Origin of the sequence: Imhoffiella purpurea, from assembly GCF_000585215.1 — a bacterium.
Classification (GTDB): Bacteria; Pseudomonadota; Gammaproteobacteria; order Chromatiales; family Chromatiaceae; genus Imhoffiella; species Imhoffiella purpurea.
Window position 1 is genome coordinate 63,460 of record NZ_AONC01000015.1, and the last position, 20,771, is coordinate 84,230.

At 66.1% G+C, this 20,771-nt stretch carries 19 protein-coding genes and 1 pseudogene; 13 read left to right on the plus strand and 7 right to left on the minus strand.

The genetic code is table 11. From position 1 onward, the window contains the following. Positions 1–88 precede the first annotated feature (88 nt). The 5 genes from D779_RS05645 to D779_RS05665 all read left to right on the plus strand — a co-directional run bounded on the left by D779_RS05645 (position 89) and on the right by D779_RS05665 (position 6,317). Positions 89–1,330 (plus strand): methyl-accepting chemotaxis protein, encoded by a 1,242-nt coding sequence (locus tag D779_RS05645; protein WP_232424075.1) that lies wholly within the window; start codon positions 89–91, stop codon positions 1,328–1,330. A 5-nt stretch (positions 1,331–1,335) separates the two neighbouring features. Further along, entirely contained in the window at positions 1,336–2,415 is a 1,080-nt protein-coding gene (locus D779_RS05650) for a protein-glutamate methylesterase/protein-glutamine glutaminase (protein WP_043750759.1), read from the plus strand. 28 nt (positions 2,416–2,443) lie between these two features. Further along, the gene (locus D779_RS05655; RefSeq protein WP_043750762.1) at positions 2,444–2,749 is read left to right on the plus strand and encodes an STAS domain-containing protein; all 306 of its coding nucleotides are present in this window, start codon (positions 2,444–2,446) and stop codon (positions 2,747–2,749) included. Between the two features lie 113 nt (positions 2,750–2,862). Beyond that, positions 2,863–4,512, plus strand: a complete 1,650-nt coding sequence (locus tag D779_RS05660) for an ATP-binding SpoIIE family protein phosphatase (RefSeq protein WP_232424076.1) — start codon at positions 2,863–2,865, stop codon at positions 4,510–4,512. Between the two features lie 62 nt (positions 4,513–4,574). Continuing rightward, positions 4,575–6,317 carry a SpoIIE family protein phosphatase gene (locus D779_RS05665; RefSeq protein WP_081763347.1) on the plus strand — a complete coding sequence of 581 codons (1,743 nt, stop codon included), beginning with the start codon at positions 4,575–4,577 and terminating at the stop codon, positions 6,315–6,317. A gap of 89 nt (positions 6,318–6,406) precedes the next feature. On the opposite strand, the gene D779_RS05670 is transcribed toward D779_RS05665, so the two are convergent. Beyond that, positions 6,407–6,823: a flagellar basal body-associated FliL family protein gene (locus tag D779_RS05670; protein WP_043750768.1), complete on the minus strand. Its 417-nt coding sequence runs from the start codon at positions 6,821–6,823 to the stop codon at positions 6,407–6,409. Positions 6,824–7,089: 266 nt separating this feature from the next. On the opposite strand from D779_RS05670, the gene D779_RS05675 reads away from it, so the two are divergent. Next, a complete protein-coding gene (locus D779_RS05675) occupies positions 7,090–7,359 on the plus strand; it encodes a hypothetical protein (RefSeq protein ID WP_232424077.1) in 270 nt (89 codons plus the stop codon). Positions 7,360–7,373: 14 nt separating this feature from the next. Here the strand turns inward: D779_RS05675 and D779_RS22770 are convergent, their stop codons facing one another. Further along, positions 7,374–7,724 (minus strand): Hpt domain-containing protein, encoded by a 351-nt coding sequence (locus D779_RS22770; RefSeq protein WP_043750771.1) that lies wholly within the window; start codon positions 7,722–7,724, stop codon positions 7,374–7,376. 244 nt (positions 7,725–7,968) lie between these two features. Between D779_RS22770 and cysM the strand changes: the two genes are divergently transcribed. The 4 genes from cysM to D779_RS05700 all read left to right on the plus strand — a co-directional run bounded on the left by cysM (position 7,969) and on the right by D779_RS05700 (position 12,410). After that, complete coding sequence (gene cysM, locus D779_RS05685) at positions 7,969–8,877, plus strand: cysteine synthase CysM (RefSeq protein WP_043750886.1); 909 nt, start codon at positions 7,969–7,971, stop codon at positions 8,875–8,877. 137 nt (positions 8,878–9,014) lie between these two features. Then, the gene (gene rlmD / locus D779_RS05690) at positions 9,015–10,343 is read left to right on the plus strand and encodes a 23S rRNA (uracil(1939)-C(5))-methyltransferase RlmD (protein ID WP_043750889.1); all 1,329 of its coding nucleotides are present in this window, start codon (positions 9,015–9,017) and stop codon (positions 10,341–10,343) included. Positions 10,344–10,365: 22 nt separating this feature from the next. Further along, positions 10,366–10,833, plus strand: coding sequence for a CYTH domain-containing protein (locus D779_RS05695; protein ID WP_043750775.1), 468 nt, complete (start codon positions 10,366–10,368; stop codon positions 10,831–10,833). A gap of 5 nt (positions 10,834–10,838) precedes the next feature. Continuing rightward, complete coding sequence (locus D779_RS05700; RefSeq protein ID WP_232424078.1) at positions 10,839–12,410, plus strand: ABC transporter substrate-binding protein; 1,572 nt, start codon at positions 10,839–10,841, stop codon at positions 12,408–12,410. Positions 12,411–12,499: 89 nt separating this feature from the next. On the opposite strand, the gene D779_RS05705 is transcribed toward D779_RS05700, so the two are convergent. Beyond that, a complete protein-coding gene (locus D779_RS05705) occupies positions 12,500–13,369 on the minus strand; it encodes a DUF4405 domain-containing protein (protein ID WP_043750777.1) in 870 nt (289 codons plus the stop codon). A 134-nt stretch (positions 13,370–13,503) separates the two neighbouring features. On the opposite strand from D779_RS05705, the gene D779_RS22775 reads away from it, so the two are divergent. Beyond that, positions 13,504–13,893 (plus strand): hypothetical protein, encoded by a 390-nt coding sequence (locus D779_RS22775; RefSeq protein WP_232424079.1) that lies wholly within the window; start codon positions 13,504–13,506, stop codon positions 13,891–13,893. Between the two features lie 41 nt (positions 13,894–13,934). Here the strand turns inward: D779_RS22775 and D779_RS23205 are convergent. Together D779_RS23205 and D779_RS22590 are read right to left on the minus strand one after the other, a co-directional pair. After that, a pseudogene (locus tag D779_RS23205) lies at positions 13,935–14,183 on the minus strand (MerR family DNA-binding transcriptional regulator); the annotation flags it as partial. Next, positions 14,135–14,302 carry a MerR family transcriptional regulator gene (locus D779_RS22590; RefSeq protein WP_094300761.1) on the minus strand — a complete coding sequence of 56 codons (168 nt, stop codon included), beginning with the start codon at positions 14,300–14,302 and terminating at the stop codon, positions 14,135–14,137. The pseudogene D779_RS23205 and the gene D779_RS22590, both read right to left, overlap by 49 nt. 213 nt (positions 14,303–14,515) lie before the next feature. Between D779_RS22590 and D779_RS05715 the strand changes: the two genes are divergently transcribed. Continuing rightward, a complete protein-coding gene (locus D779_RS05715) occupies positions 14,516–15,328 on the plus strand; it encodes a class I SAM-dependent methyltransferase (RefSeq protein ID WP_043750785.1) in 813 nt (270 codons plus the stop codon). Next, a complete protein-coding gene (locus D779_RS05720; protein ID WP_043750790.1) occupies positions 15,312–16,163 on the plus strand; it encodes a helix-turn-helix transcriptional regulator in 852 nt (283 codons plus the stop codon). Before D779_RS05715 ends, D779_RS05720 begins: the two co-directional genes overlap by 17 nt. 12 nt (positions 16,164–16,175) lie before the next feature. Here the strand turns inward: D779_RS05720 and D779_RS05725 are convergent, their stop codons facing one another. Further along, a complete protein-coding gene (locus tag D779_RS05725) occupies positions 16,176–17,621 on the minus strand; it encodes an efflux transporter outer membrane subunit (RefSeq protein ID WP_081763348.1) in 1,446 nt (481 codons plus the stop codon). Continuing rightward, positions 17,618–20,755, minus strand: coding sequence for a multidrug efflux RND transporter permease subunit (locus D779_RS05730; RefSeq protein ID WP_043750896.1), 3,138 nt, complete (start codon positions 20,753–20,755; stop codon positions 17,618–17,620). Before D779_RS05730 ends, D779_RS05725 begins: the two co-directional genes overlap by 4 nt. Positions 20,756–20,771 lie beyond the last annotated feature (16 nt).

A 20,771-nucleotide genomic window follows, 5' to 3' on the forward strand; every position in this document is an offset into this window, starting at 1 on the left:
CGTTCATACGCCTGAATCCTCGGCGATGGGCGCCCGCTGGGGCGAACCCTCCTTCGGGTGAACATCATCAACGAGCAAGGAGGTCGCCGTGAGCTTACGAGGCTCGAACACCGATGGCATTTTGGGAAGCCTGAAGGCGCATTGGCCGCCGTTGGCGATCGCCGCGTTGCTGGTGACGCTGTCGCTTCTGCTGCCGGCCTTCGTGCCGAACTGGTTGGGAACGATCCTGGTCACGCTCGTCTGGATCATTCATGTCGGCCTGCGTGGCAGGCTCACCGACCAGCCGGATGACGACGTTCGATTCGCCAATGTCACGGGGACCGCGACCAACCGTCAGGGAGAGCGCGAATTGTGGGATCTGGTGGTGGAGACGGATCGTCTGGTCGGTCCGCAAATGGTCGAGCTGCGCGATCTGATCTCCCAGGCCACCTCCCTGATCGGTCATGCCGTGGAGGATCTGCAGTCCAGCTTTCGCGGATTGTCCGACGAATCCCATGCCCAGAAGGATCTGGTCCTCAATCTGGTCTCGCGCCGATCCTCTGGCGACGGATCCGAGCATCACAGCGATCTGATCGACGTGAACGCCTTCCTGTCCTCCAACAGCGACCTTCTGTCCGAGAACGTGGATCGTCTGATCGACATGGGCAAACACAGCGTGCAGGTCGCCCACCAGATCGACGATCTCTCGTCTCTGATGAGCGAGATCTTCATCCAGCTGGAAGGGGCGAAGCGGATCGCCCGTCAGACCAATCTGCTCGCGCTCAATGCCGCGATCGAGGCATCCAGGGCCGGCGAGGCAGGCCGGGGATTCGCCGTGGTCGCCCAGGAGGTGCGCAAGCTCTCTCAAGACGCATCCGAGTTCAACGATCAGATCCGCGAGCAGATCGAGAAGGCGCAGGGCGTGTTCACCGTGACGCGCGATATCGTCGGCGAGATGGCCTCTCAGGACCTCAGTGCCTCGATCACGGCCAAGGGGGCCATGGACGAGATGATCACCGAGGTTCAGGGGCTCAACAACATGGTGGCCGACGGTCTCGAGCAATTGAGCACGGTCGTCCAGGGAATCCAGCGCAATGTGGATGCGGCGGTGCGTCTGCTGCAGTTCGAGGATATCGCGCGTCAGGTGCTGGGTCAGGCCATGATGCGGGTCGATTTCATGGACCGGTTCGTCGCCGAGCTGAAACAGATTCCGATGGGCCAGATGCGCTCGGAGTCGGATATCGCCGAGGCCCGCAACAGGCTCGAGATCCTGCACCAGGAGCTGATTGCGGCGGCGCATCGTCCCGTGAGCCAGAAATCCATGAACGAAGGTGAAATCGAACTCTTCTGAGGTATATGGTGGTCAAACCGATCCGTGTGTTGGTGGTCGACGACTCGGCCCTGGTGCGGAAGATCCTCTCCGAGATCCTCGGTCAGGCGCCGGGTATCCAGGTCGTGGGTACGGCCCAGGATCCCTATGTCGCACGCGAGAGGATCAAGGAGCTGAATCCGGATGTGCTGACGCTCGATGTCGAGATGCCCCGAATGGACGGTCTGACCTTTCTGCGGAATCTGATGCGGCTGCGTCCGATGCCGGTGGTGATGGTCTCCTCGCTCACCGAGCGCGGTGCCGAGGTGACGCTGCATGCGCTCGAACTGGGCGCGGTCGATTTCGTCCGCAAGCCGGATCGGGATCTGGCCTACGGCATCCAGGACTACGGCCGGGATCTGGTCGACAAGGTTCGCACCGCGGCGGGCGTCAAGGTCCGTCCCCTGAGCGATCGAGCGGCCTCGCCGCAGACGGCGGCTGCCGGGACATCGATCCCCAAGCGCGTCATTTCGTCTTTCCGGACCACGGACCGTATCATCGCCATCGGTGCCTCGACCGGAGGCACGGAGGCGATCAAGGAGGTGTTGCTGAGCCTGCCCGTGGATACCCCCGGCGTGGTGATCGCTCAGCATATCCCGCCCGGTTTCAGCAGGGCCTTCGCCGAGCGCATGAACCGGCAGACCGGGCTGGTGGTGAAGGAGGCGGCCGAGGGCGACCGGGTCATGCCCGGGCATGCCTATATCGCCCCTGGCGACGATCATCTGCTGGTGGTCCGCGACGGGGCGCGCTATACCTGTCGTCTCAGCCGGGGCGAGCCGGTCAACCGGCACCGTCCAAGCGTCGACGTGCTGTTTCGGTCCGTGGCCCAGTCGGCGGGTCGGAATGCCTGTGCCGCCCTGCTGACGGGCATGGGGGCCGACGGGGCCGAGGGGCTCAAGGAGTTGCGGGCGCTGGGGGTTCACACCATCGTTCAGGACGAGGCAAGCAGTGTCGTCTGGGGAATGCCGGGCGAAGCGGTTAGACGGGATGCGGCGGTCGAGATCCTTCCGATTGGGGAGGTGGCCGGCGCCCTGCTCAAGGGGACGGCAGAGCAGCGATCCCGCTGAAGTCGTAACATATTTCAGGAGGACGTACATGGGTGTCACATCTCGTATCGACGAGAGTAAACGTATCGTGACCATCGCCGTCGATGGCCGTTTCGATTTCGCACAGCACAAGGCGTTCCGCGACGCCTACAAGGACGTGGATCCCAGGGTGATGAAATTCGTCGTCGACCTGTCCAGTGCCTCTTATCTGGACAGCTCGGCCCTGGGCATGCTGCTGCTGTTGCGCGAATATGCCGGCGGTGATCCGTCGCGCGTGACCATCGGCGGCTGCGGAGACGACGTGCGGCGGGTGCTCAAGATCGCCAATTTCGAAAAGCTGTTCACGCTGGACTGATCCTGATCGCGATGATGCGACCGGACCCGATGCTTGGCTCGAGACGCGCTCTGCCCGATTCCCGGTGCTCGAATGCAGCGGCCTCCGGAGGCGGTCGTGGCGCGGCCTTGATCGTGTCTCCCGATGCTGGCGTCAGGGATCTGCTGGGCCGGATTCTGCAAGAGGAAGACTTCAGGGTTCTGCTGTCGGCCGGTGGCGAGGCGGCACTCATCTTGTTCGACCGGCAACGGCCGGACATGGTGCTCATCGACCTCGATCCGGCTCGGCCCGATGCCTTCGTGCTCATGGACCGGATCAAGCAGCTGACCGATCGTCGGTTCGTCCCCATCCTCGTCCTGGTCGGATCCTTGGATGACGCGCTCGTTCAGCGCGCCTCCGACGCTGGCGGGGACGACTTCGTGTGCAAGCCGGTGCGTCCCGGCTTGCTCAAGGCGCGTCTCGTGGCCATGGAACGGGTCCGTGATCTTCACCGCACCCAGGCCGAAAAACAGCATGCCATCGGTGTCCATCTCGAGCGCGATCGCGAAGAGCATGAGTTGGCCGAGCATCTGATGAGCCATGCGGTGCGCAAGCGCAACGTCGCCATGGACCGATTGGGGCTGATCCAGCGTCCGGCCGAGATCTTCAACGGCGATCTGGTCTTGAGCCAGTATCTGCCGGATGGCGGGCTGAGGGTGCTGCTCGGCGATTTCACCGGACACGGACTCGCGGCCGCGGTCGGCGTTCTGCCCGTGGCGGATGCCTTTCACGCCATGACCCGTAAGGGGATGAGCGATTTGCATCTGTTGGCCGAGATCAATCGCAAGCTCTATCAATTGCTGCCGGCCGATCGATTTATGGCCGCCTGTCTCATCTCACTGCCAGGCAGTGGGGACGAACTGCGCTGGTGGAACGGCGGCATGCCCAGTGCCTGGCTGAGAACCGCAGGAGGTTTGACCGAGCTGACCGCGCACGCCCTTCCATTGGGGATCCTGTCCGAGCTGCCGGCACAGGAGGTGCCCCGTCGCGTCCATCTCTGTGGCGGGGATCGGGTGCTGCTCATGAGCGATGGTCTGCTGGAGGCCAGCGATCGTCAGGGCGTCATGTTCATCAATGGTGCCTTCGAAGGGCTCCTGCGCTCCTGGCGCGACGAAGAGCCCATTCTACCGGCGCTCGTCGCCGCCCTGGACGCGCATTGTCGCGATACCGAACAGGCGGATGATATCTCCGTACTGGAGATTCCGCTCGATCCCGGTCTGCTGGCGAGCGAAACCTGGCATGCGGACGGCAGCCCCAGGACTGGATGGAGCTGGTCGCTTGAATTGCGGGACGCGCGTCTTTGTCATCAACCGACACTGGAATCCGCATTGAGGCCCTTGGGCTTCCTGGACGGTCTGGAGAGACAGCTGGGCGCTCTGGAAACCATCCTGGCCGAGCTCTTCACCAATGCGCTCGAGCACGGCGTGCTCCGGCTCGACTCCTCGATGAAGGGAACCCCGGATGGCTTCGACGCCTACTATCGCGAGCGCTCCATGCTCTTGGCCTCGGAGCTCGAGGGCTGGGTGTCCATCCATGCCAGCTATACGCCGACCGACGGCGGCGGTGGCGAGGTTCGGATTCGCATCCAGGACTCGGGCGATGGCTTCGACGGGGGGGAGATCGTCGAATTGGGGGCCGATCCGGGCTGTACCTGGGGGCGTGGCATTCCGCTGCTCAAACAGCTGTGCCACTCGCTCGTCTTTCATGGCAACGCCTCCGATGCCGAAGCCGTCTATCGTTTCTAGAGGACACGCCGTCTCGGCGGTTCGTTTCCCGTGCCTTCAGGTACAGACCGACACGCCTTCACATGCAGCCAATGGATAATCGAGACACGGCAGCGGTTCGTTCGGATCCGTCCGAGCCTGGTACGGGCCGTCGCGGTCTGGTCATGGTCGTCGACGCCGATGAGGACAGCCGCGGTCAGCTCGTCGGTCTCTTGCGTTCGGAGGGTTTCGATACCCTGGAGGCCGATTCCGGCGAGGGTGCGCTCGACCTCTTCGAGACGTCTCGCTCGGACATGGTCTTCGTCGACGCGCATATGCCGGACATGGACGGCTACGAGACCTCGCGATATTTGAAGACGATGGCCGGGGATGCCTTCCTTCCCGTGGTTCTCACCTTCTGCGCCGAGGATGACGAGACGCTGCTCGCCTGTGTCAGGTCCGGCGGCGACGATTTTCTGCTCAGGCCCTACGACAGCCTGTTGCTGCGGATGCGTATTCTGGCCATGGAGCGCATGCGCGATCTGCAATGCGCCATCCTGGCCAGCAGTGCGCCGCTCGCCCAGCTGCTCGACCGCGAATATCAGGAGCAGGTCCTGGCCGAACGCGTCTTCAGTCGCGCCATCCGCAACCGCAATGTCATGAGCGACCTGATCGCGGTCCTGCAGCGGTCGTCCGCGCTCTTCTGTGGCGATCTGGTGCTGACTCAGCATCTGCCCGACGGCGGTCTACGCGTTCTCATCGGGGATTTCACCGGACAGGGTCTTGCCGCCACGATCGGGGCCTTGCCGGTGGCCGAGGCATTTCATGCCATGACGGCCAAGGGGGTGGACGACGAGGAGGTCCTGAGCGAGATCAACGGCAAGCTGTATGAGCTGCTGCCGCAGGATCGTTTCATGTCGGCCACGCTCATCTCCGTTCCGGGGAGCGGCCGCTATCTCCATTGGTGGAACGGAGGCATGCCGAGCGCCTGGCTGCGGACCGCCGAGGGGCTTTACGAGCTTTCATCGCACGCGGTTTCGCTGGGCGTATTGCCCCGGCTGCCCAAGGGCGACGTCCCGCGCAGGATCAGCGTCAGGCCCGGAGATGGACTCCTGATCTTCAGCGACGGCCTGCTCGAGGCGAGAGACGTCGAGGGGCGCAGCTTCGATGAGCGCTGTTTCCGTTCGGTGCTCTCGGGTTGGCAGCATCGTCGACAGGTCTTTCCCGCCCTGGCCGAAGCGCTCGAGCGTCATTGCGAGGGCGTGGATCAGCCCGACGATATCGCGATGCTCGAGATTCCCCTGGAAAGCCATCTCTTCTCGATTCCAGAACCCATTCACTGTCAGCTGCCGGAGGGCGGCTGGACCTGGTCCATCGAATTGCGCGGCGAGCATCTGGGGCCGCTGCACGCGGTGGATTCGCTGCTGCGTCCGCTAGGGCTGGTCGATGGGCTGGAGACGCATCTTCCGGTCCTCGAAACCATCGTCGGCGAGCTCTATGCCAATGCGCTCGAGCATGGATTGTCGATCGTTCCCGTCGCGGTCAAGGTTGCGCCGAATGCGCTTGCTGCGGGGGAGGAGGCGTTCAGGGAGCTCCCCGCGAATCCTCTCGGCGACGGTTGGATTCGGATTCGGATCCGCTATCTCCCATGTGCGGATGGAGGCGGCTTCTCCGTGTGCGTGGAGCACAGCGGAAAGGGGTTCGACTGCTGTCCCGACGAGGCAGGACTGTGTCTGCCGCCCCAGCCCTGGGGGGAGGGGCTGGTGCTGTTGCATGGCTTGTGCGAATCGCTCAGCTACAGCCAGGAGGGGCGCCGAGCGGATGCCTTCTATCGCTGGTGGTCATGAGCCGGGGCGCCGCTCGCATCCTCTGGCCATCCATGGCCTGGACCTGGAGAAACACGACATTCCGCGTGGCTCCAGTGGCTGAATTCCGATTATTGGATGATGAACCCGGTGAAATAGATGGCGCTGATCACGCCTCTTCCCGTGGTCCGCAGCAGCGAGTCGCGCAGATCGGCCAGCAGCTCCGCGCGCAGATCGTCGCGTTGCTGGGTCGTCTGCATCTGATCGGCCGAGCGTCCGCCGAGCAGGCTGATCAGACGATCCCGGACGAGCGGCATATTGTGCTCGAGCAGTTCGGCTTCCTCCGCCGTTTCCACCAGACACTGGATATCGATCTTCAGGTACTGGGAGCGGCGCGTGCTGGCGAGATTGACGATGATAGCGGGCTTGAGCTCGATATAGCCCGGATAGGTTTTGGGTGCGTCATCCCCGCTGGCGTGTCCGAGCATGGGGAGCAGGCAGAGCAGGATGATCGGCAGGATATGGAGTCGACGGTCGGTAAAGCGCATTCCGGTCTGTCCGTGTGGTCTGAGAGATTGGGGGTTGAAATGTGTCTGCTATTCCGTGCCCATGATACCCCGCTCGCGTCTCTTTGGAGTCGCTCTGGCTCGGCATCGGCCGATGTGGGAGCCCTCGACGGCGTGCGGTTTGGAGGCATGGGGCGTGACTTGCAGCCGCTCGAGCGAGGATCCGGGGTCCCGAACGCCATGGGCTTGGGCGAATCATGACACAGTCGCAGGTCTCCGATAGGCGAACTCGCTCGCGAAAACCCAACGTGACCGAGGCGATGCGCCGCGTCATCGGCGAGACGCGTGCCAGGGTGCCCTTCGATCTGCCGTCGGCTCGGGTATGCACGGGGAACTGTCAGGGCTGCTCGATGAAGCTGCTCGAATTTCTGGGGGCGGAGCTCGATGCCTGGGAAAGCCGACTGGATGGCGGAGAAACGCCGGGATTCGAGGATCTGTCGGGACTGATTCGGACCGCGACCAGGGTCTACAGGGTGCTGGAGCGCAACGGCTTGGTCGATGGTCCAGGGCTGCCGTGAAGGTCCGCCTCTGTTCAAGGCTCTACGAGACGTTTCACCTGGACCTCGACCTGAGCCAGCCCCTCGGAGCAACGCAGCGGATCGCTGGCCCGGGCCGCACGCTCCAGCGCCTCGATGGCCGCATCCAGGGCGGGTACGCCGCAGTATCGGGTGGCTCCTCGGGTCTGATGGGCATACTCGGCCAGGCCGGGCCAATCGGATTCGCCCAGACAGGCACGCAAGGACTCGATCTCGGCCGGAAGGCCCATGATCAGGGCCTCGAACAGCTCGGCTGCGAGTGCGGCATCGTCTCCCGCGCTCTCCAGCGCGGATTCCTCGTCGCGAGCGCTCAAGCTGTCGAACTGGGAAACGGGGTTCGGGCTCACAGCGATTCTCCGAATGGGGTCTGGATCCAGATCAATGTAGCGGCATACACGCTGAGGATCCAGTGGCGCCACGATGCTGGCGTCCGATACCGGTATTCCTCTTTCAGGTCCAGTGCCGCACCTTTCGTTATGATGCGCATCTGGGATGGCCTCGGGCCCATGGTCGGATCGGCAGGATTTGGGCCGACCACCGGGCCTTCCCGAACAGATGAAATATCTTGGATCCGAACGCGTGGAGCATGCCATGTCCAATCCGATCTCCATATTGCCTCCAACCATCGAAGAGTGCGTCGGCAATACTCCACTGGTCCGGTTGCAGCGTCTGCCCGGCCAGACGAGCAACCTGATTCTGGCCAAGCTCGAGGGCAACAACCCGGCAGGTTCGGTCAAGGACCGCCCGGCCCTGAACATGATCCGCCGCGCGGCCGAGCGCGGAACCATTCGTCCGGGAGATCTGCTGATCGAGGCGACCAGCGGCAACACCGGGATCGCCTTGGCGATGGCGGCGGCCATCATGGGCTACCGCATGCGTTTGATCATGCCCGAGCACATGAGCGAGGAACGGCGCGGCCTCATGAAAAGCTTCGGCGCCGAGATCCTGCTCACGCCCAAGGAGGGCGGCATGGAGGCGGCCATCGATCTCGCCAACGACATGGAGGCGCGCGGGGAGGGCATCCGGCTCGACCAGTTCTCCAATCCGGACAATCCGGCGGCCCATTACGAGACCACCGGACCCGAGATCTGGCGCGACACCCAGGGGCGGGTGACCCATTTCGTCAGCTCCATGGGAACCACGGGCACCATCATGGGGACCGGCCGCTATCTCAAGGAGCGCAATCCGGCGGTCCAGATCGTCGGGGTGCAGCCGGACGAGGGATCCAACATCCCCGGTATCCGCCGCTGGCCCGAGGCCTATCTGCCGCGCATCTACGATCCCAAGGGGGTCGATCGCATCATCGACGTCTCCCAGTCGCTGGCCGAGCAGACCGCCCGGGATCTGGCCGCGCGCGAGGGCATCTTCGGCGGTATCTCCTCCGGCGGCGCCATGGCGGCCGCGCTCCAGCTCTCGGCCGAGGTCGAGGAGGCCGTGATCGCGGTCATCGTCTGCGATCGCGGCGACCGTTACCTGTCGACCGGGGTCTTTCCCGTCTGAGCATGATGGCGAGCGCGGCCGACGCGCCGCGCTCGCACCCCAGGAATCCAACTCCTCTGCAACGGCTCGGGACGCTTGGTCCCAAGCGTCTGCTCCAGTTCCTAGAACCCTTCAACGATCAGCTGTCAGTCAATATCGTGTCGAGAAAACGCAAACCCCTTCCGCAAGAACTCGTCGAGGTCGACATCGAGTCACTCACCCACGAGGGCCGCGGCCTGGCCCATATCGACGGCAAGGCCGTCTTCATCGATGGCGCGCTGCCCGGGGAGCGGGTGCGGTTTCGCTATCGGCGCATTCAGCGGCGTCACGACGAGGGCGTGGCGGTCGAGGTGTTGCGCGCCTCGCCGGACCGGGTCGAGCCCAAGTGTCCCCATTTTGGCATCTGCGGCGGCTGCAGTCTCCAGCATATGAGCCCCGAGGCCCAGATTCGGGCCAAGCAGTCCAGTCTGGAGGACGTCTTCACCCGGATCGGCAAGGTCTCGCCGCAGCGCTGGCTCGAGCCCTTGACCGGGAACCATTGGGGCTATCGGCGCAAGGCCAGGCTGGGGGTGCGCTATGTCGCCAAGAAGGGCAAGACCCTGGTCGGCTTCCGCGAGCGCGGCAATTCCTTTCTGGCGGATCTGAGCCGCTGCGAGGTGCTGCACCCTCGGGTCGGCGAGCGGATCGAGGCTATCGCCGAGACGATCGACGCGCTCAGCATCCGCGACCAGGTGCCGCAGATCGAGGTCGCCATCGGGGACGATCCCTGCGTGCTGATCTTTCGCATCATGGCGCCCCTGAGTACGCCCGATCTCTCCGTGCTCATGTCCTTCGCCGAGCGCGAGGACTTCCACGTCTATGTTCAGGAGGGCGGTGTCGAGACCATCCGGCCCCTGCCGGGACAGGGGATCGATCTGCATTACACCTTGCCGTTCCACCATGTGCGGCTGGAGTTCCTGCCGAGCGACTTCACCCAGGTCAATCTGGAGCTCAACCGCCACATGATCGATCAGGCGCTCGATCTGCTCCAGGTGCGTCCCGAGGACCGGGTCCTGGATCTCTTCTGCGGCCTCGGCAATTTCACCCTGCCGCTGGCCCGTCGGGCCGACTTCGTCGTGGGCGTCGAGGGCGACGATGGCCTGGTCAGCCGCGCCGAGTCCAATGCCGAGCAGAACGGCATCGCCAACCTGCGCTTCCACAGCGCCGATCTCTACGGTCAGCTGACCCAGCAGCCCTGGATGGAGGAGCGGTTCGACAAGGTCCTGCTGGATCCGCCCCGCAGCGGCGCGCTGGAGGTGCTGGACATGCTGCCCCGGATGGGCATCGAACGCATCCTCTACGTCTCCTGCTATCCGGCCACCCTGGCCCGCGACGCGGACCGGCTGGTCAACGAGCTGGGGTACGAACTGGTGGCGGCCGGCGTCATGGACATGTTCCCGCACACGGGGCATGTCGAGTCCATGGCGCTGTTCGAACGCAAAGGGTAGGACGGATATCGAGGTCGGTGCGATGGGTGTCGAGATCGAACGCAAATTTCTGGTCCGCAACGAGGGCTGGCGCGGGCAGGTGGTCTCCGAGACGCGTCTGCTCCAAGGCTATCTGAGTTCGGATCCCAACCTGACGGTCCGGGCCAGGGTGCGGGGCGAGAGCGCCTTCCTGACACTCAAGGGCCGCAGCCGGGGGATCTCCAGGGCCGAGTTCGAGTATCCCATCCCGGTCGCGGACGCCGAGGTCATGCTCCGCGATCTGGCGGTCTCGCCATTGGTCGAAAAGATCCGCTACCGGGTGGCTTGCGGTGAGCAGGTTTGGGATCTGGACGTCTTCGCGGGCGAGAACGCCGGTCTGGTCATGGCCGAGATCGAGCTGGAGTCCGAGGATGCCCCCTTCGAACGGCCGGACTGGCTGGGCGAGGAGGTCTCGGACGATCCGCGCTACTACAACGTCAATCTCGCCAGTCACCCCTTCTGCCGCTGGTGAGCCGCATGCGGATCCGGCTGGCGTGCCTGCTGTCGGTCTTGCTGCTGGCCGGGTGCGGTGTCTCCGCTCCCGAGCCGGCCGATGAGGGGATCCTGCGTTTCGGTCTGGCCGGCCCGCCGCGGAACCTGGATCCCCGTTTCGCCACCGATGCGACCTCGGAGCGCATCAATCGGCTGCTCTATCGGCGTCTGGTCGAGTTCGATCCGCATGGTCTGCCGATTCCGGGCATCGCAACCTGGGAGCGATTGACTCCGACCCTGTACCGGTTCCGTCTGGGCGAGGAGGGGCGGCGCTTCAGCGACGGAACCCGTTTGACCTCGGCCGATGTGGCTGCCACCTACGGCTATATCCTCGATCCCGCCAACGCCTCGCCGCATCGCGCTCAGCTGGCCCTGATCGACTCCATCGAGACGCCCGATGCCGACACCGTCGAATTCGGATTGAGCGAGCCGGATCCGCTCTTCCCCGCCTATCTGGCCGAGGGCATCCTGCCGGCTCGGGTGATCCGGGAGGGCGGGGTGCTGAGCGACGCCCCCCTGGGCAGCGGTCCATTCGCGATGCGCGACTGGCCGGAGCCCGGCCGGCTGAGACTGGAGCGGCGCTCGGACGGTCTGCTGGTGGAGCTGCTGGCGGTCAAGGATCCGAGCGTGCGCGTCATGAAGCTGCTGCGCGGCGAGATCCAGATGCTCCAGAACGATCTCTCGCCCGAGCTGTACGCCTATCTGCGCAAACAGGAGGACGTGCGGGTCGAGGTGCGTCCGGGCAGCAACTTCTCCTATCTGGCCTTCAACCAGGAGGATCCGGCCACGGGCCAGCTCGCGGTCCGCAAGGCGATCGCCCACGCCCTGGATCGCGAGGCGCTGCTCCATTATCTCTTCCGCGATCTCGGACGGACCGCCGAGTCCATCTTCCCGCCGGATCACTGGGTCGGTGTCGAGGGACTCGAGCCCTATGAGCACTCGCCGGAACGCGCACGCGCACTCTTGAAGGATGCGGGGTACGACGCGGAGCATCCGCTACATCTCACCCTCAAGACCTCGAACGATCCCTTCCGGCTGCGTCTCGCCACCGCCATGCAGTCGCAATTGGAGGCAGTCGGGATCCAACTCGCGATTCGCAGCTACGACTGGGGGACCTTCTTCGGCGACGTCAAGGCGGGACGCTTCCAGCTCCATGGCCTGACCTGGGTCGGCGTCCATACGCCGGACATCTTCCGCTACGCCTTCCACAGCCGCGCCATCCCGCCCAATGGGGCCAACCGGGGACGCTTCCGCAACGCCGAGGCGGATCGCCTGATCGATCGGGCGGCCGGCGAGCAGGATCTCAGGCGACAGGCGGCGCTCTATCGCGATCTGCAGCGGCTGCTGCATGCCGAACTGCCCTATGTGCCCCTCTGGTACGAGTCGCAGATCCTGGCGACTCGTCGGGGTGTGGAGGGGTATCGGCTCGCGTCGGACGGCAACTACGACGGGCTCGCGGAGGTCGTTTTGGTGGCTCCGGAAGGCGATGTCTCGGGTGTGGCGGATGGATGGAGGCATGCTCCCGGGCCGGATCCCCGTGAAACGGCCGGTCTGTAGGTTGGGCCGAGGCACGAGGCCCAACGCCGCGCCGCATGTTGGGCCTCCTTTCGTCGGCCCAACCTACCGTTCGTTTCATGTGTCACGATTCATTGGTTTTCCCCGTTCAGGATGATGACCAGCAGGTCGATCGGGCGCTTGCCGTTGGCGTCGGCCAGGTCGCGGATGCCGTCCTCGGGACCGGCCTCGATGCCCGCGCTCGCCAGACGCTCCTGCCCGGTCCGGACGTCCAGTCCGACCATCTCGCAGACCTCGGACAGACGTTTGCGGCCGAGACCGGTTCCCGCGAAGCGCGCCTCGATCTCCTCGGGCGTCATTTTCGCCTCCGTGGATACTGGAGCTGGCTGCGGCCGCGGGATGAGCGCATAGACCGCCATGGGCGTCATGCCGTTGCGCCGGGCGATCTGCTCGAGCGTCTCGCGGCCGTTCTCGACCGCGATGCCCCGATCGTGCAGCGTCGAGAGCGCTGGTTCCAGCTCGAAGTCCATGCGTCGGGCGAGCGCGGCCAGGGATGCCTCCTCGGCGTGACCGAAGGGCGGTTCGAGCGCGGGCTCGGTGACCCAGGCGTTCTTGATGTCCGAATTCAGCTGGATGATCCAGCTGGCCGGGGGCAGGTCGAGCGCCGAGAGGACGACCAGGACCAGGGTCGCCAGGGTGGCGATCAGGATCTCGCGCTTGAATGCCAGATGCCCCTGGATGCGGTCGGCGATGTACTGCTTGAAGGGCTTCCAGTTGAAATAGAGATGCAGAAAGGCGGCGACGATGAAGACGCCGCCGAAGGTCATGTGGATCCAGGCCCAGCGGTCCTTTTCCAGCCCCCAGAGCGACCAGTGGGTCCAGTAGGCGATGCGTCCGTGCGGGACGATATAGAGCACCAGGCCTGTGACCATGAGGACGATGAAGGCCCAGGTCACGATGAATGCCGTGAGTGAGCGAATGGACTGTTTGTTCTTGCGCATCCTGGCTCCTTTGGGTTCGGGTCTGTCGATCATCGAAAGATCGGCGCTTCGGTGGCTGCGCGTCCATGCCCTTCGTCAATGGAGCGGTCGATCGAGGCGAGGGTCCGTTGGTTGCGCCTGGGCCGGATGGAGGCATGCGTTCAATCCGGCGTCTGGGGATCGGGCTCGCTCGACCAGGCGCGGATGGCGGCAATCTCGTCCGCCCCGATCCCGAGCGAGACGAGGAATGCCGCATGCGCCCTCGGCGCCTGGCCTTCGAAGGCGCGATGCCAGCGCCGCATACCCTGATCGTCGAGCCCGGCGGCGCGGAGCATCGAGACCCACAGCGCCTTGTCGACCAGGGGGGTGTCCAGCGCCCGGGCATCGGTCTGGAGCAGGCGCAGGATGAGCCTCTGCTGGTCGCGCAGCTGTTCGATCTCCTGGTTGATGGCGAAGAGTCTGCGCTCGAGGATCGGCCGCAGCCCCTCGCCCTCGTGCCGCAGCAGCTCGGCGATGCTCTCCAGGCCAGACCGGTCGCCCGGTAGGCGCGGATCCTTTCCAGCCGTTCGAGATCGCGCTCCGAATAGAGCCGATACCCGGCGGCGCTGCGTCCGCTCGGGACCAGCAGCCCGATGGCGTCGTAGTGGAGGAGGGTGCTGCGCGCCAGGTCGAAGCGGCGGGCGACCTGTCCGATGGTCCAGGTTCTAGCGGTCATGATGCGGGTCCGGGAAGGGTTCCGACGCGAGCGGCCGAGCGCGTCGCTCGGCCGCTCGCGCTCTGGTGCGATCAGCTCTCGCGGATGCGGCGGATCTCGTCGGGCGGGATGTTCAGCCATTCGAGGAAGGACTGGTGCCCATCCGGATAGCGGGTCTCGAAGCAGCGATGCCAACGCCGCATGCCGTCTTCATCGAGCCCGATTTCTTCGAACAGCTCGATCCACTGGTCTTTGGTCATCTCGATTCTCCCTGTGTGGATTGCACGACGCGCGCCCGATCGGCGGCGTCGGGGACGAGCATCGACCCTGAGGTCGTCGTCGGGTCAAGGCCTTCGAACGCCATTCGGGTTCGCGCCTCATGTCCTCCGCTCCGCGCGCTGCAAGAGTATTCAAGACGCAGGGATTCGCGCCGGCTACCGTCTCTGTCCTGCGACACGAAAAAGGGTGGAACCATGGGCTACATTCACGGCTATTCCGAGCGCGAGGCCGAGCGTCTCTCGGATCAGGCGGCGATCCTGCGTCCCTTCCTGCACCGCGACCTCCGCTTCCCGGCCGGCAGCCGGGTGCTGGAGCCGGGGTGCGGCAGCGGCCGTCAGAGCCTGGCCCTGCTGGAGGACAACCCCGGCATCCATCTGACCTGTCTGGACGTCGATGCCGGTCAGCTGGATCTGGCTCGGGAGCGTCTCGCCGGATGGGAGCGGAGCCTTCGCTTCGTCCATGGCGATCTGGGCCGGGATCCCTTGACGGGCGAGGTCTTCGATCATGCCTTCGTCTGTTTCCTGCTGGAGCATCTGAAACGGCCCGAGGCGGCGCTCGCGCGGCTGCGCGGCATGCTGCGGGAGGGCGGATCCCTGACCCTGATCGAGGGCGACCACGGCTCCTTCCGCTTTCAGCCGGAGACGTTGGCGTCGCGGGCCGTTTGGGACGCACTGGTCGCCGAGCAGCGCCGGCTCGGGTGCGATCCCATGATCGGGCGGCGACTGCGGGGGCTCATGTCGGCGGCCGGATTCTCGGAGGTGAGCGTCGCTCCGATACTGATTCATGCCGATGCGGGCGATCCGCTGCTGCGCGAGGGCTTCATGCGGCGCATCATCTGTCCCATGGTCGATGGCGTGCGGGCGAGGGCGGTAGCGGGAGGTTTCGACGCACGGCTCTGGGAGCGCGGCATCGAGGATCTTCTGGCCGCGGACAGTGGCGACGGCAGCTGTTACTACCTCTTCTTCGAGGCGGTCGGCACCAAGGGAACGCATGGCGAGCCTGGCTGAATTCGAATCCCGAACGGGGGCGCATACCCAGTGCTGGCGCATCCAGGACCGGGACGAGATTCTGTGGGTGCGGCGGGCCGATGTCCGTCACCTGGCCTTTCCGCGCCATTTCCACGACGACTATACGGTCGGGCTGGTGGTGCGAGGTGCCAACCGATTCGTCTACCGGCGTCGGAGTCTGGTCGCCCCGGCCGGCACCCTCTGTCTCGCCGATCCGGGCGAGATCCATACCGGCGAGGCCGATCTGGATGGCTGGAGCTATTGGACGCTGCAGATCCCGGCCGGAATGCTGACGCGGTTGCGCGGGGACCTGGACGAGGGGAGCGAAGCGCCGCCGGACTTTCCCGTCGGCGTGATCGAGGATCCGCGGGCGGTCGCGCGGCTCGCCGCCTTCTTCCGGGTCTTTCGGGCGGCCGATCCCCTGGAGCGGGAGAGCCGGCTGCTCGCGGCCCTCGGCCATCTCGTCCAGGTCCATGGTGCGGAGCGCGCGAGAGATCGCCCTCATGCCGTCGAGCCCGGTCTGGCCCGGTCGGTGCGCGACTATCTCGCCGATCATCTGGCCGAGGCCGTGACCCTGTCCGATCTCGAACAGGCGACGGGTGCCGGACGCTACCGCCTACTGCGGGCCTTCGCTCGCGCCTACGGTCTTCCACCGCATGCCTGGCTGGTCCAGGCCCGTCTGGAACGGGCGCATGCGCTCATCGCCCGTGGGGTCGGGATCTGCGCGGCGGCGTCCGAGACCGGGTTCGCCGATCAGCCCCATCTGACCCGGCTCTTCAAGCGGGCCTACGGCTACACCCCGGGCGTCCTGGCGCGCTCACCGCAGATCTTTTGAACCCGACAGTCGTCAAGCACGGGGTCCAGTGGGAGCCGCTGCCGCATCATCGCTGTCCGCATGTAGGCCGCCGCCGAGGGCCTTGTACAGCGCGACCCGGTTGGCGATCTCCGCGCGGCGCAGGTCCAGCAGCGCCTGCCGGGAGGCGTAGAGCTGGCGTTGCGCGTCGAGCAGATCCAGGCGCCCGTCCAGGCCCGCGCGATAGCGCAGCTCGGACAGCTCCAGGCTGCGTTGCGTCGCACTCACCGCACGTCGCTGTGCCTCGATCTGACGGTCGAAGGTGGCGGTGCCCGCCAGTGCATCGGCCACCTCGCGGAAGGCGACTTGGATGGCACGTTCGTACTGGGCCACGGCCTCGGACTTGCGCACCTCGGCCAGGCGCAGCTCGGCGCGCAGACGCCCGCCCTGGAACAGCGGCTGGGAAATCTGTGGCGCGAAACGCCAGACCTCCCGGGCCGGGTCGAACAGGCTGCCGAGCGAGGCGCTGGCATAGCCGAAGGATGCGGTGAGCGAAATCTGAGGGAAGAACGCGGCCCGAGCCACACCCACATCGGCGTTGGCCGCCACCAGCATCTGTTCGGCTTGGCGCAGATCCGGGCGGGTCAGCAACAGATCGGCCGGCAGCCCAGCCGGCAGGCGCGCGATCACCGGCTGGCGCTCCAGCGACACGGCGGGCGGCAGGTCGCCGGGCAGCTCGCTACCCACCAGTAACTGCAACGCGTTGTCGGCCTCGGCCAGGGCGCGGCGGCGCCCTTCCACGTCGGCCTCGGCCAGGGCGACCTGCCCTTCGGCCTGGGCCACGTCCAGGCTGCTGTTCTGCTCGGCCTGCTTGAGCAGGCGCGCCAACGCAAGGGACTGTCGCCAATCGGTCAGGGTGCGTTCGGACAGTCGCAGCTGTTCGTCGGCCAGGCGCTGGGTGAAGTAGGCGTCGGCCACCGCGCCCACCAGTGCGATCTGCGCGGCGTTGCGCCCCTGCTCGCTCGCCAGGTAGCGCGCAAACGCGGCATCGGAGAGCGTCCGCACACGGCCGAACAGATCCAGCTCGAAGGCACTGAGCGCGACATTCACTCCGGTCCGCCGATCCAGCTCGCGGCTGGTCGCATCGGTGGTCAGGGTGCGTTCGCGACTGTGCGTCGCGTCCAGCCCCACGGCCGGCAGGCGCGCGGCGCCCTCGATGTTCGAGCGCGCCCGCGCCGCCTGGACGTTGAGTGTGGCCAGGCGCAGGTCGCGGTTGTTCTCCAGGGCTAGGTCGATCAGCCGTTGCAGGCGCGGGTCGCCGAACATCGCGCGCCAGCCTAGCGCGCTGGCGGGCACGGCCGACGCCGGCGTCGGCGCCGGCGCCGCCGAGGCCACGGGGAAGCTCGCCGGCACCGGCGCTGGTGGGTGCTGCAGCGTTGGCGTCAGCGAGCAGGCACCGAGGCAGCCGATCAGCGGCAGGGTCAGTAACCGGCGCATCATCCGTTCTCCAGGGGGCGTGTTGCGGCGTCACGTCGCGCGCGCCGGGCGGCGAGGCGCTCCTGCGTGCCGATGACGAAGACGAAGAAGGCCGGCACGAAGAACACCGCCAGCAGGGTGCCGCTGAGCATGCCGCCGAACACCCCGGTGCCGATGGCATGCTGGGTCTCCGCGCTGGCGCCGCTGGCGAGCATCAGCGGCACCACGCCGAGGGTGAAGGCCAGCGAGGTCATCAGGATCGGCCGCAGGCGCAGGCGCGCGGCGCTCGCTGCGGCGTCGATCAGCGTGCGCCCATCGGCATGCAGCTGGCGGGCGAACTCGACGATGAGGATGGCGTTCTTCGCCGACAGGCCGATGATGGTGATCATCCCCACCTTGAAGAACAGGTCGTTGGGCATGCCGCGCAGCATCACCGCCGCCACCGCGCCGAGCAGACCCAGGGGCACCACCAGCATCACCGACAGCGGGATCGACCAGCTCTCGTACAGCGCCGCCAGCACCAGGAACACCACCAGTGCCGACAGCAGCATCAGCAGCGGTGCCTGTGCCGCCGACTGGCGCTCCTGCAGCGACTGTCCCGTCCAGGCCACGGCAAAGCCTTGCGGCAACTGCGCCACCAGGCGTTCCATCTCGGCCATCGCCGCGCCGCTGGAAACGCCCGGCGCGGGGCCTCCGGCGATACGCACGGCCGGAAAGCCCTGGAAGCGCATCATCTGCTGCGGCGACTCGCTCCACACCGGCGTCACCACCTCGCGCAGCGGTAGCATGCCGCCGCTGGCATTGCGCACGCGCAGGCCGAGCACATCGTCCAGCTGCATGCGCGCCGGGGCGTCGGCCTGCAGGATGACCTGCTGCATGCGCCCGGCATTGGGGAAGTCGTTGACGTACAGCGAGCCCATGGCCGCCGACAGGGTGCTGCTCACGGCGGTGAAGGAGAGACCCATGGCCTCGGCCTTTTGCCGGTCGATCTCCAGGCGGATGCTCTCGCCAGGGGGCAGACCATCCGGATAGACGTCGCTGACCACCTTGCTCTGCGCCGCCAGTTCCAGCAGTTGCGCCTGCGCGGCGAGCAGCGCGGCCTCGCCCCGGTTGGCCCGGTCCTGCAGTAAAAGGGTGAAGCCGGACGAGGTGCCCAGCTCGTCGATGGCCGGCGGCATCAGGCTCATCACCGTGCCCTCGACGGTGTCGGCCATGGCCTGCTGCGCCAGCTCTGCTTCTTCGGCGGCGGTGGCGCCATGACGCTGATCCCAGTCCTTGAGCATGGTGAAGGCCATGGCCGCATTGGGGCCGGAGCCGGAGAAGCTGAAGCCCAGTACCACCAGGTTGGCGTCCAGCGCCGGACGCGAGGCGACATGTGCCTCGAAGGACTTGACCACGTCCAGCGTGCGCTCGCTGGTGGCGCCGGTAGGCAACTGAATGGAGGTCATGAAGTAGCCCTGATCCTCCTCGGGCAGAAAGGACGACGGCAACTGCGTGGCGGCGATGACCAGCACCGCGCAGATCGCCACGTACATCGCCATCATCCGCCCGCTGCGACCGGCCAGGCGGGCCACGCGCGTGCCGTATCCCGCCGTGAAGCGCTCGAAGCCACGGTTGAAGGCACCGAGGAAGCCGCGCTTCTCGTGGAGGTCAGCGCTGACCGGACGCAGCAGGGTGGCGCACAGCGCCGGCGTCAGGCTCAGGGCGAGGAAGGCCGAGAACAGGATCGACACCGCCATCGACAGGGTGAACTGCTGGTAGATCACCCCCACCGAACCGCTGCCGAAGGCCATGGGGATGAACACGGCGGTGAGCACCAGGGTGATGCCGAGGATCGCGCCGGTGATTTCCCGCATCGCCCGCGCGGTCGCCTCCCGTGGGGAGAGCCCCTGGGTGGCCATCAGCCGCTCGACGTTTTCCACCACTACGATGGCGTCGTCGACGATGATGCCGATGGCCAGCACCATGCCGAACATGGTCAGGGAGTTGATCGAGAAGCCGGCCAGCAGCATCACCGCGAAGGTGCCGAGCAGCGCGATGGGCGCGACGATGGCCGGGATCAGCGTGTAGCGCAGGTTCTGCAGGAACAGGTACATCACCAGGAACACCAGCGCCATGGCCTCGAACAGGGTGTAGATCACCTTCTCGATAGAGACCTTGACGAAGGGCGCGGTGTCGAACGGCACCGAGTAGGCCATGCCCGCCGGCAGGGTCGGCGCCAGCTCGGCCAGGCGCGCGCGCACGGCGGCGGCGGTGCGCACCGCGTTGGCGCCGGGCGAGAGCTGGATCGCGGCGCTGGTCGCCGCCACGCCGTTCTCGCGGTTGGAAAAGCCGTAGGACTCTGCGCCCAGCTCGACCCGTGCCACATCACCAAGCACCACCTTCGCCCCATCGGCGTCGGCACGCAGGACGACGGCGGCGAACTCCGCCGGCGTGGTCAGTTGTCCCTGCACGGTCAGCGGCACGGTCAGGCGCTGGCCCGGCAGCGCCGGTTCGTCGCCGATCCGCCCGGGCGCGATCTGCGCGTTCTGCTGCTCGATCGCCTGGGCCAGCTCGTCCATGGTCAGGCCATAGGCCGTGAGCTTGTTCGGGTCGACCCAGATGCGCATGGCCTGCTCGGCGCCGAACAGCTGCACACGGCCCACGCCGTCGATGCGGCGCAGCTCCTGGACGATATTGCGCGCGAAGTAGTCGTTCAGCGCGACCTCGTCGAACTGTCCGTTGGGCGAGGTCATGCCGACCATCATCAGGAAGCTGGAGGCGGCGGACTCCACCTGCAGGCCGTTCTGGCGCACCGCCTGGGGCAGCCGCGGCTCGATCGCTTTGATGCGGTTCTGAACGTCCACCTGGGCCATCTCGGCGTCGGTGCCCGGCTTGAAGGTGGCGGTGATCTGCGCGCTGCCCGAGGTGTCGACCGAGGATTCGAAGTACAGCAGGTTTTTCACCCCCGAGAGCTCGCGCTCGATCTGGCTCACCACCGAGTCGTCGAGGGTCTGTGGGGTGGCCCCCGGATAGGTGGCGTAAAGGGTCACCGTCGGCGGCGCCACCGAGGGGTAGCGGGCGATGGGCAACTGCGGGATGGCGATGACGCCGGCCAGCACGATGAACAGGGCGATCACCCAGGCGAACACCGGGCGGTTGATGAAAAACTGCGGCATGAGGGTTTCTCCGAAC

Bases quoted from the DNA above. Each gene is read 5' to 3' on its own strand.
- D779_RS05650 (WP_043750759.1), top strand. From the start codon at position 1,336: ATGGTGGTCAAACCGATCCGTGTGTTGGTGGTCGACGACTCGGCCCTG.
- D779_RS05655 (WP_043750762.1), top strand. From the start codon at position 2,444: ATGGGTGTCACATCTCGTATCGACGAGAGTAAACGTATCGTGACCATC.
- D779_RS05665 (WP_081763347.1), top strand. From the start codon at position 4,575: ATGCAGCCAATGGATAATCGAGACACGGCAGCGGTTCGTTCGGATCCG.
- D779_RS05670 (WP_043750768.1), bottom strand. From the start codon at position 6,823: ATGCGCTTTACCGACCGTCGACTCCATATCCTGCCGATCATCCTGCTC.
- cysM (WP_043750886.1), top strand. From the start codon at position 7,969: ATGTCCAATCCGATCTCCATATTGCCTCCAACCATCGAAGAGTGCGTC.
- D779_RS05695 (WP_043750775.1), top strand. From the start codon at position 10,366: ATGGGTGTCGAGATCGAACGCAAATTTCTGGTCCGCAACGAGGGCTGG.
- D779_RS05700 (WP_232424078.1), top strand. From the start codon at position 10,839: ATGCGGATCCGGCTGGCGTGCCTGCTGTCGGTCTTGCTGCTGGCCGGG.
- D779_RS05705 (WP_043750777.1), bottom strand. From the start codon at position 13,369: ATGCGCAAGAACAAACAGTCCATTCGCTCACTCACGGCATTCATCGTG.
- D779_RS22775 (WP_232424079.1), top strand. From the start codon at position 13,504: ATGCGTTCAATCCGGCGTCTGGGGATCGGGCTCGCTCGACCAGGCGCG.
- D779_RS22590 (WP_094300761.1), bottom strand. From the start codon at position 14,302: ATGACCAAAGACCAGTGGATCGAGCTGTTCGAAGAAATCGGGCTCGAT.
- D779_RS05715 (WP_043750785.1), top strand. From the start codon at position 14,516: ATGGGCTACATTCACGGCTATTCCGAGCGCGAGGCCGAGCGTCTCTCG.
- D779_RS05720 (WP_043750790.1), top strand. From the start codon at position 15,312: ATGGCGAGCCTGGCTGAATTCGAATCCCGAACGGGGGCGCATACCCAG.
- D779_RS05725 (WP_081763348.1), bottom strand. From the start codon at position 17,621: ATGATGCGCCGGTTACTGACCCTGCCGCTGATCGGCTGCCTCGGTGCC.
- D779_RS05730 (WP_043750896.1), bottom strand. From the start codon at position 20,755: ATGCCGCAGTTTTTCATCAACCGCCCGGTGTTCGCCTGGGTGATCGCC.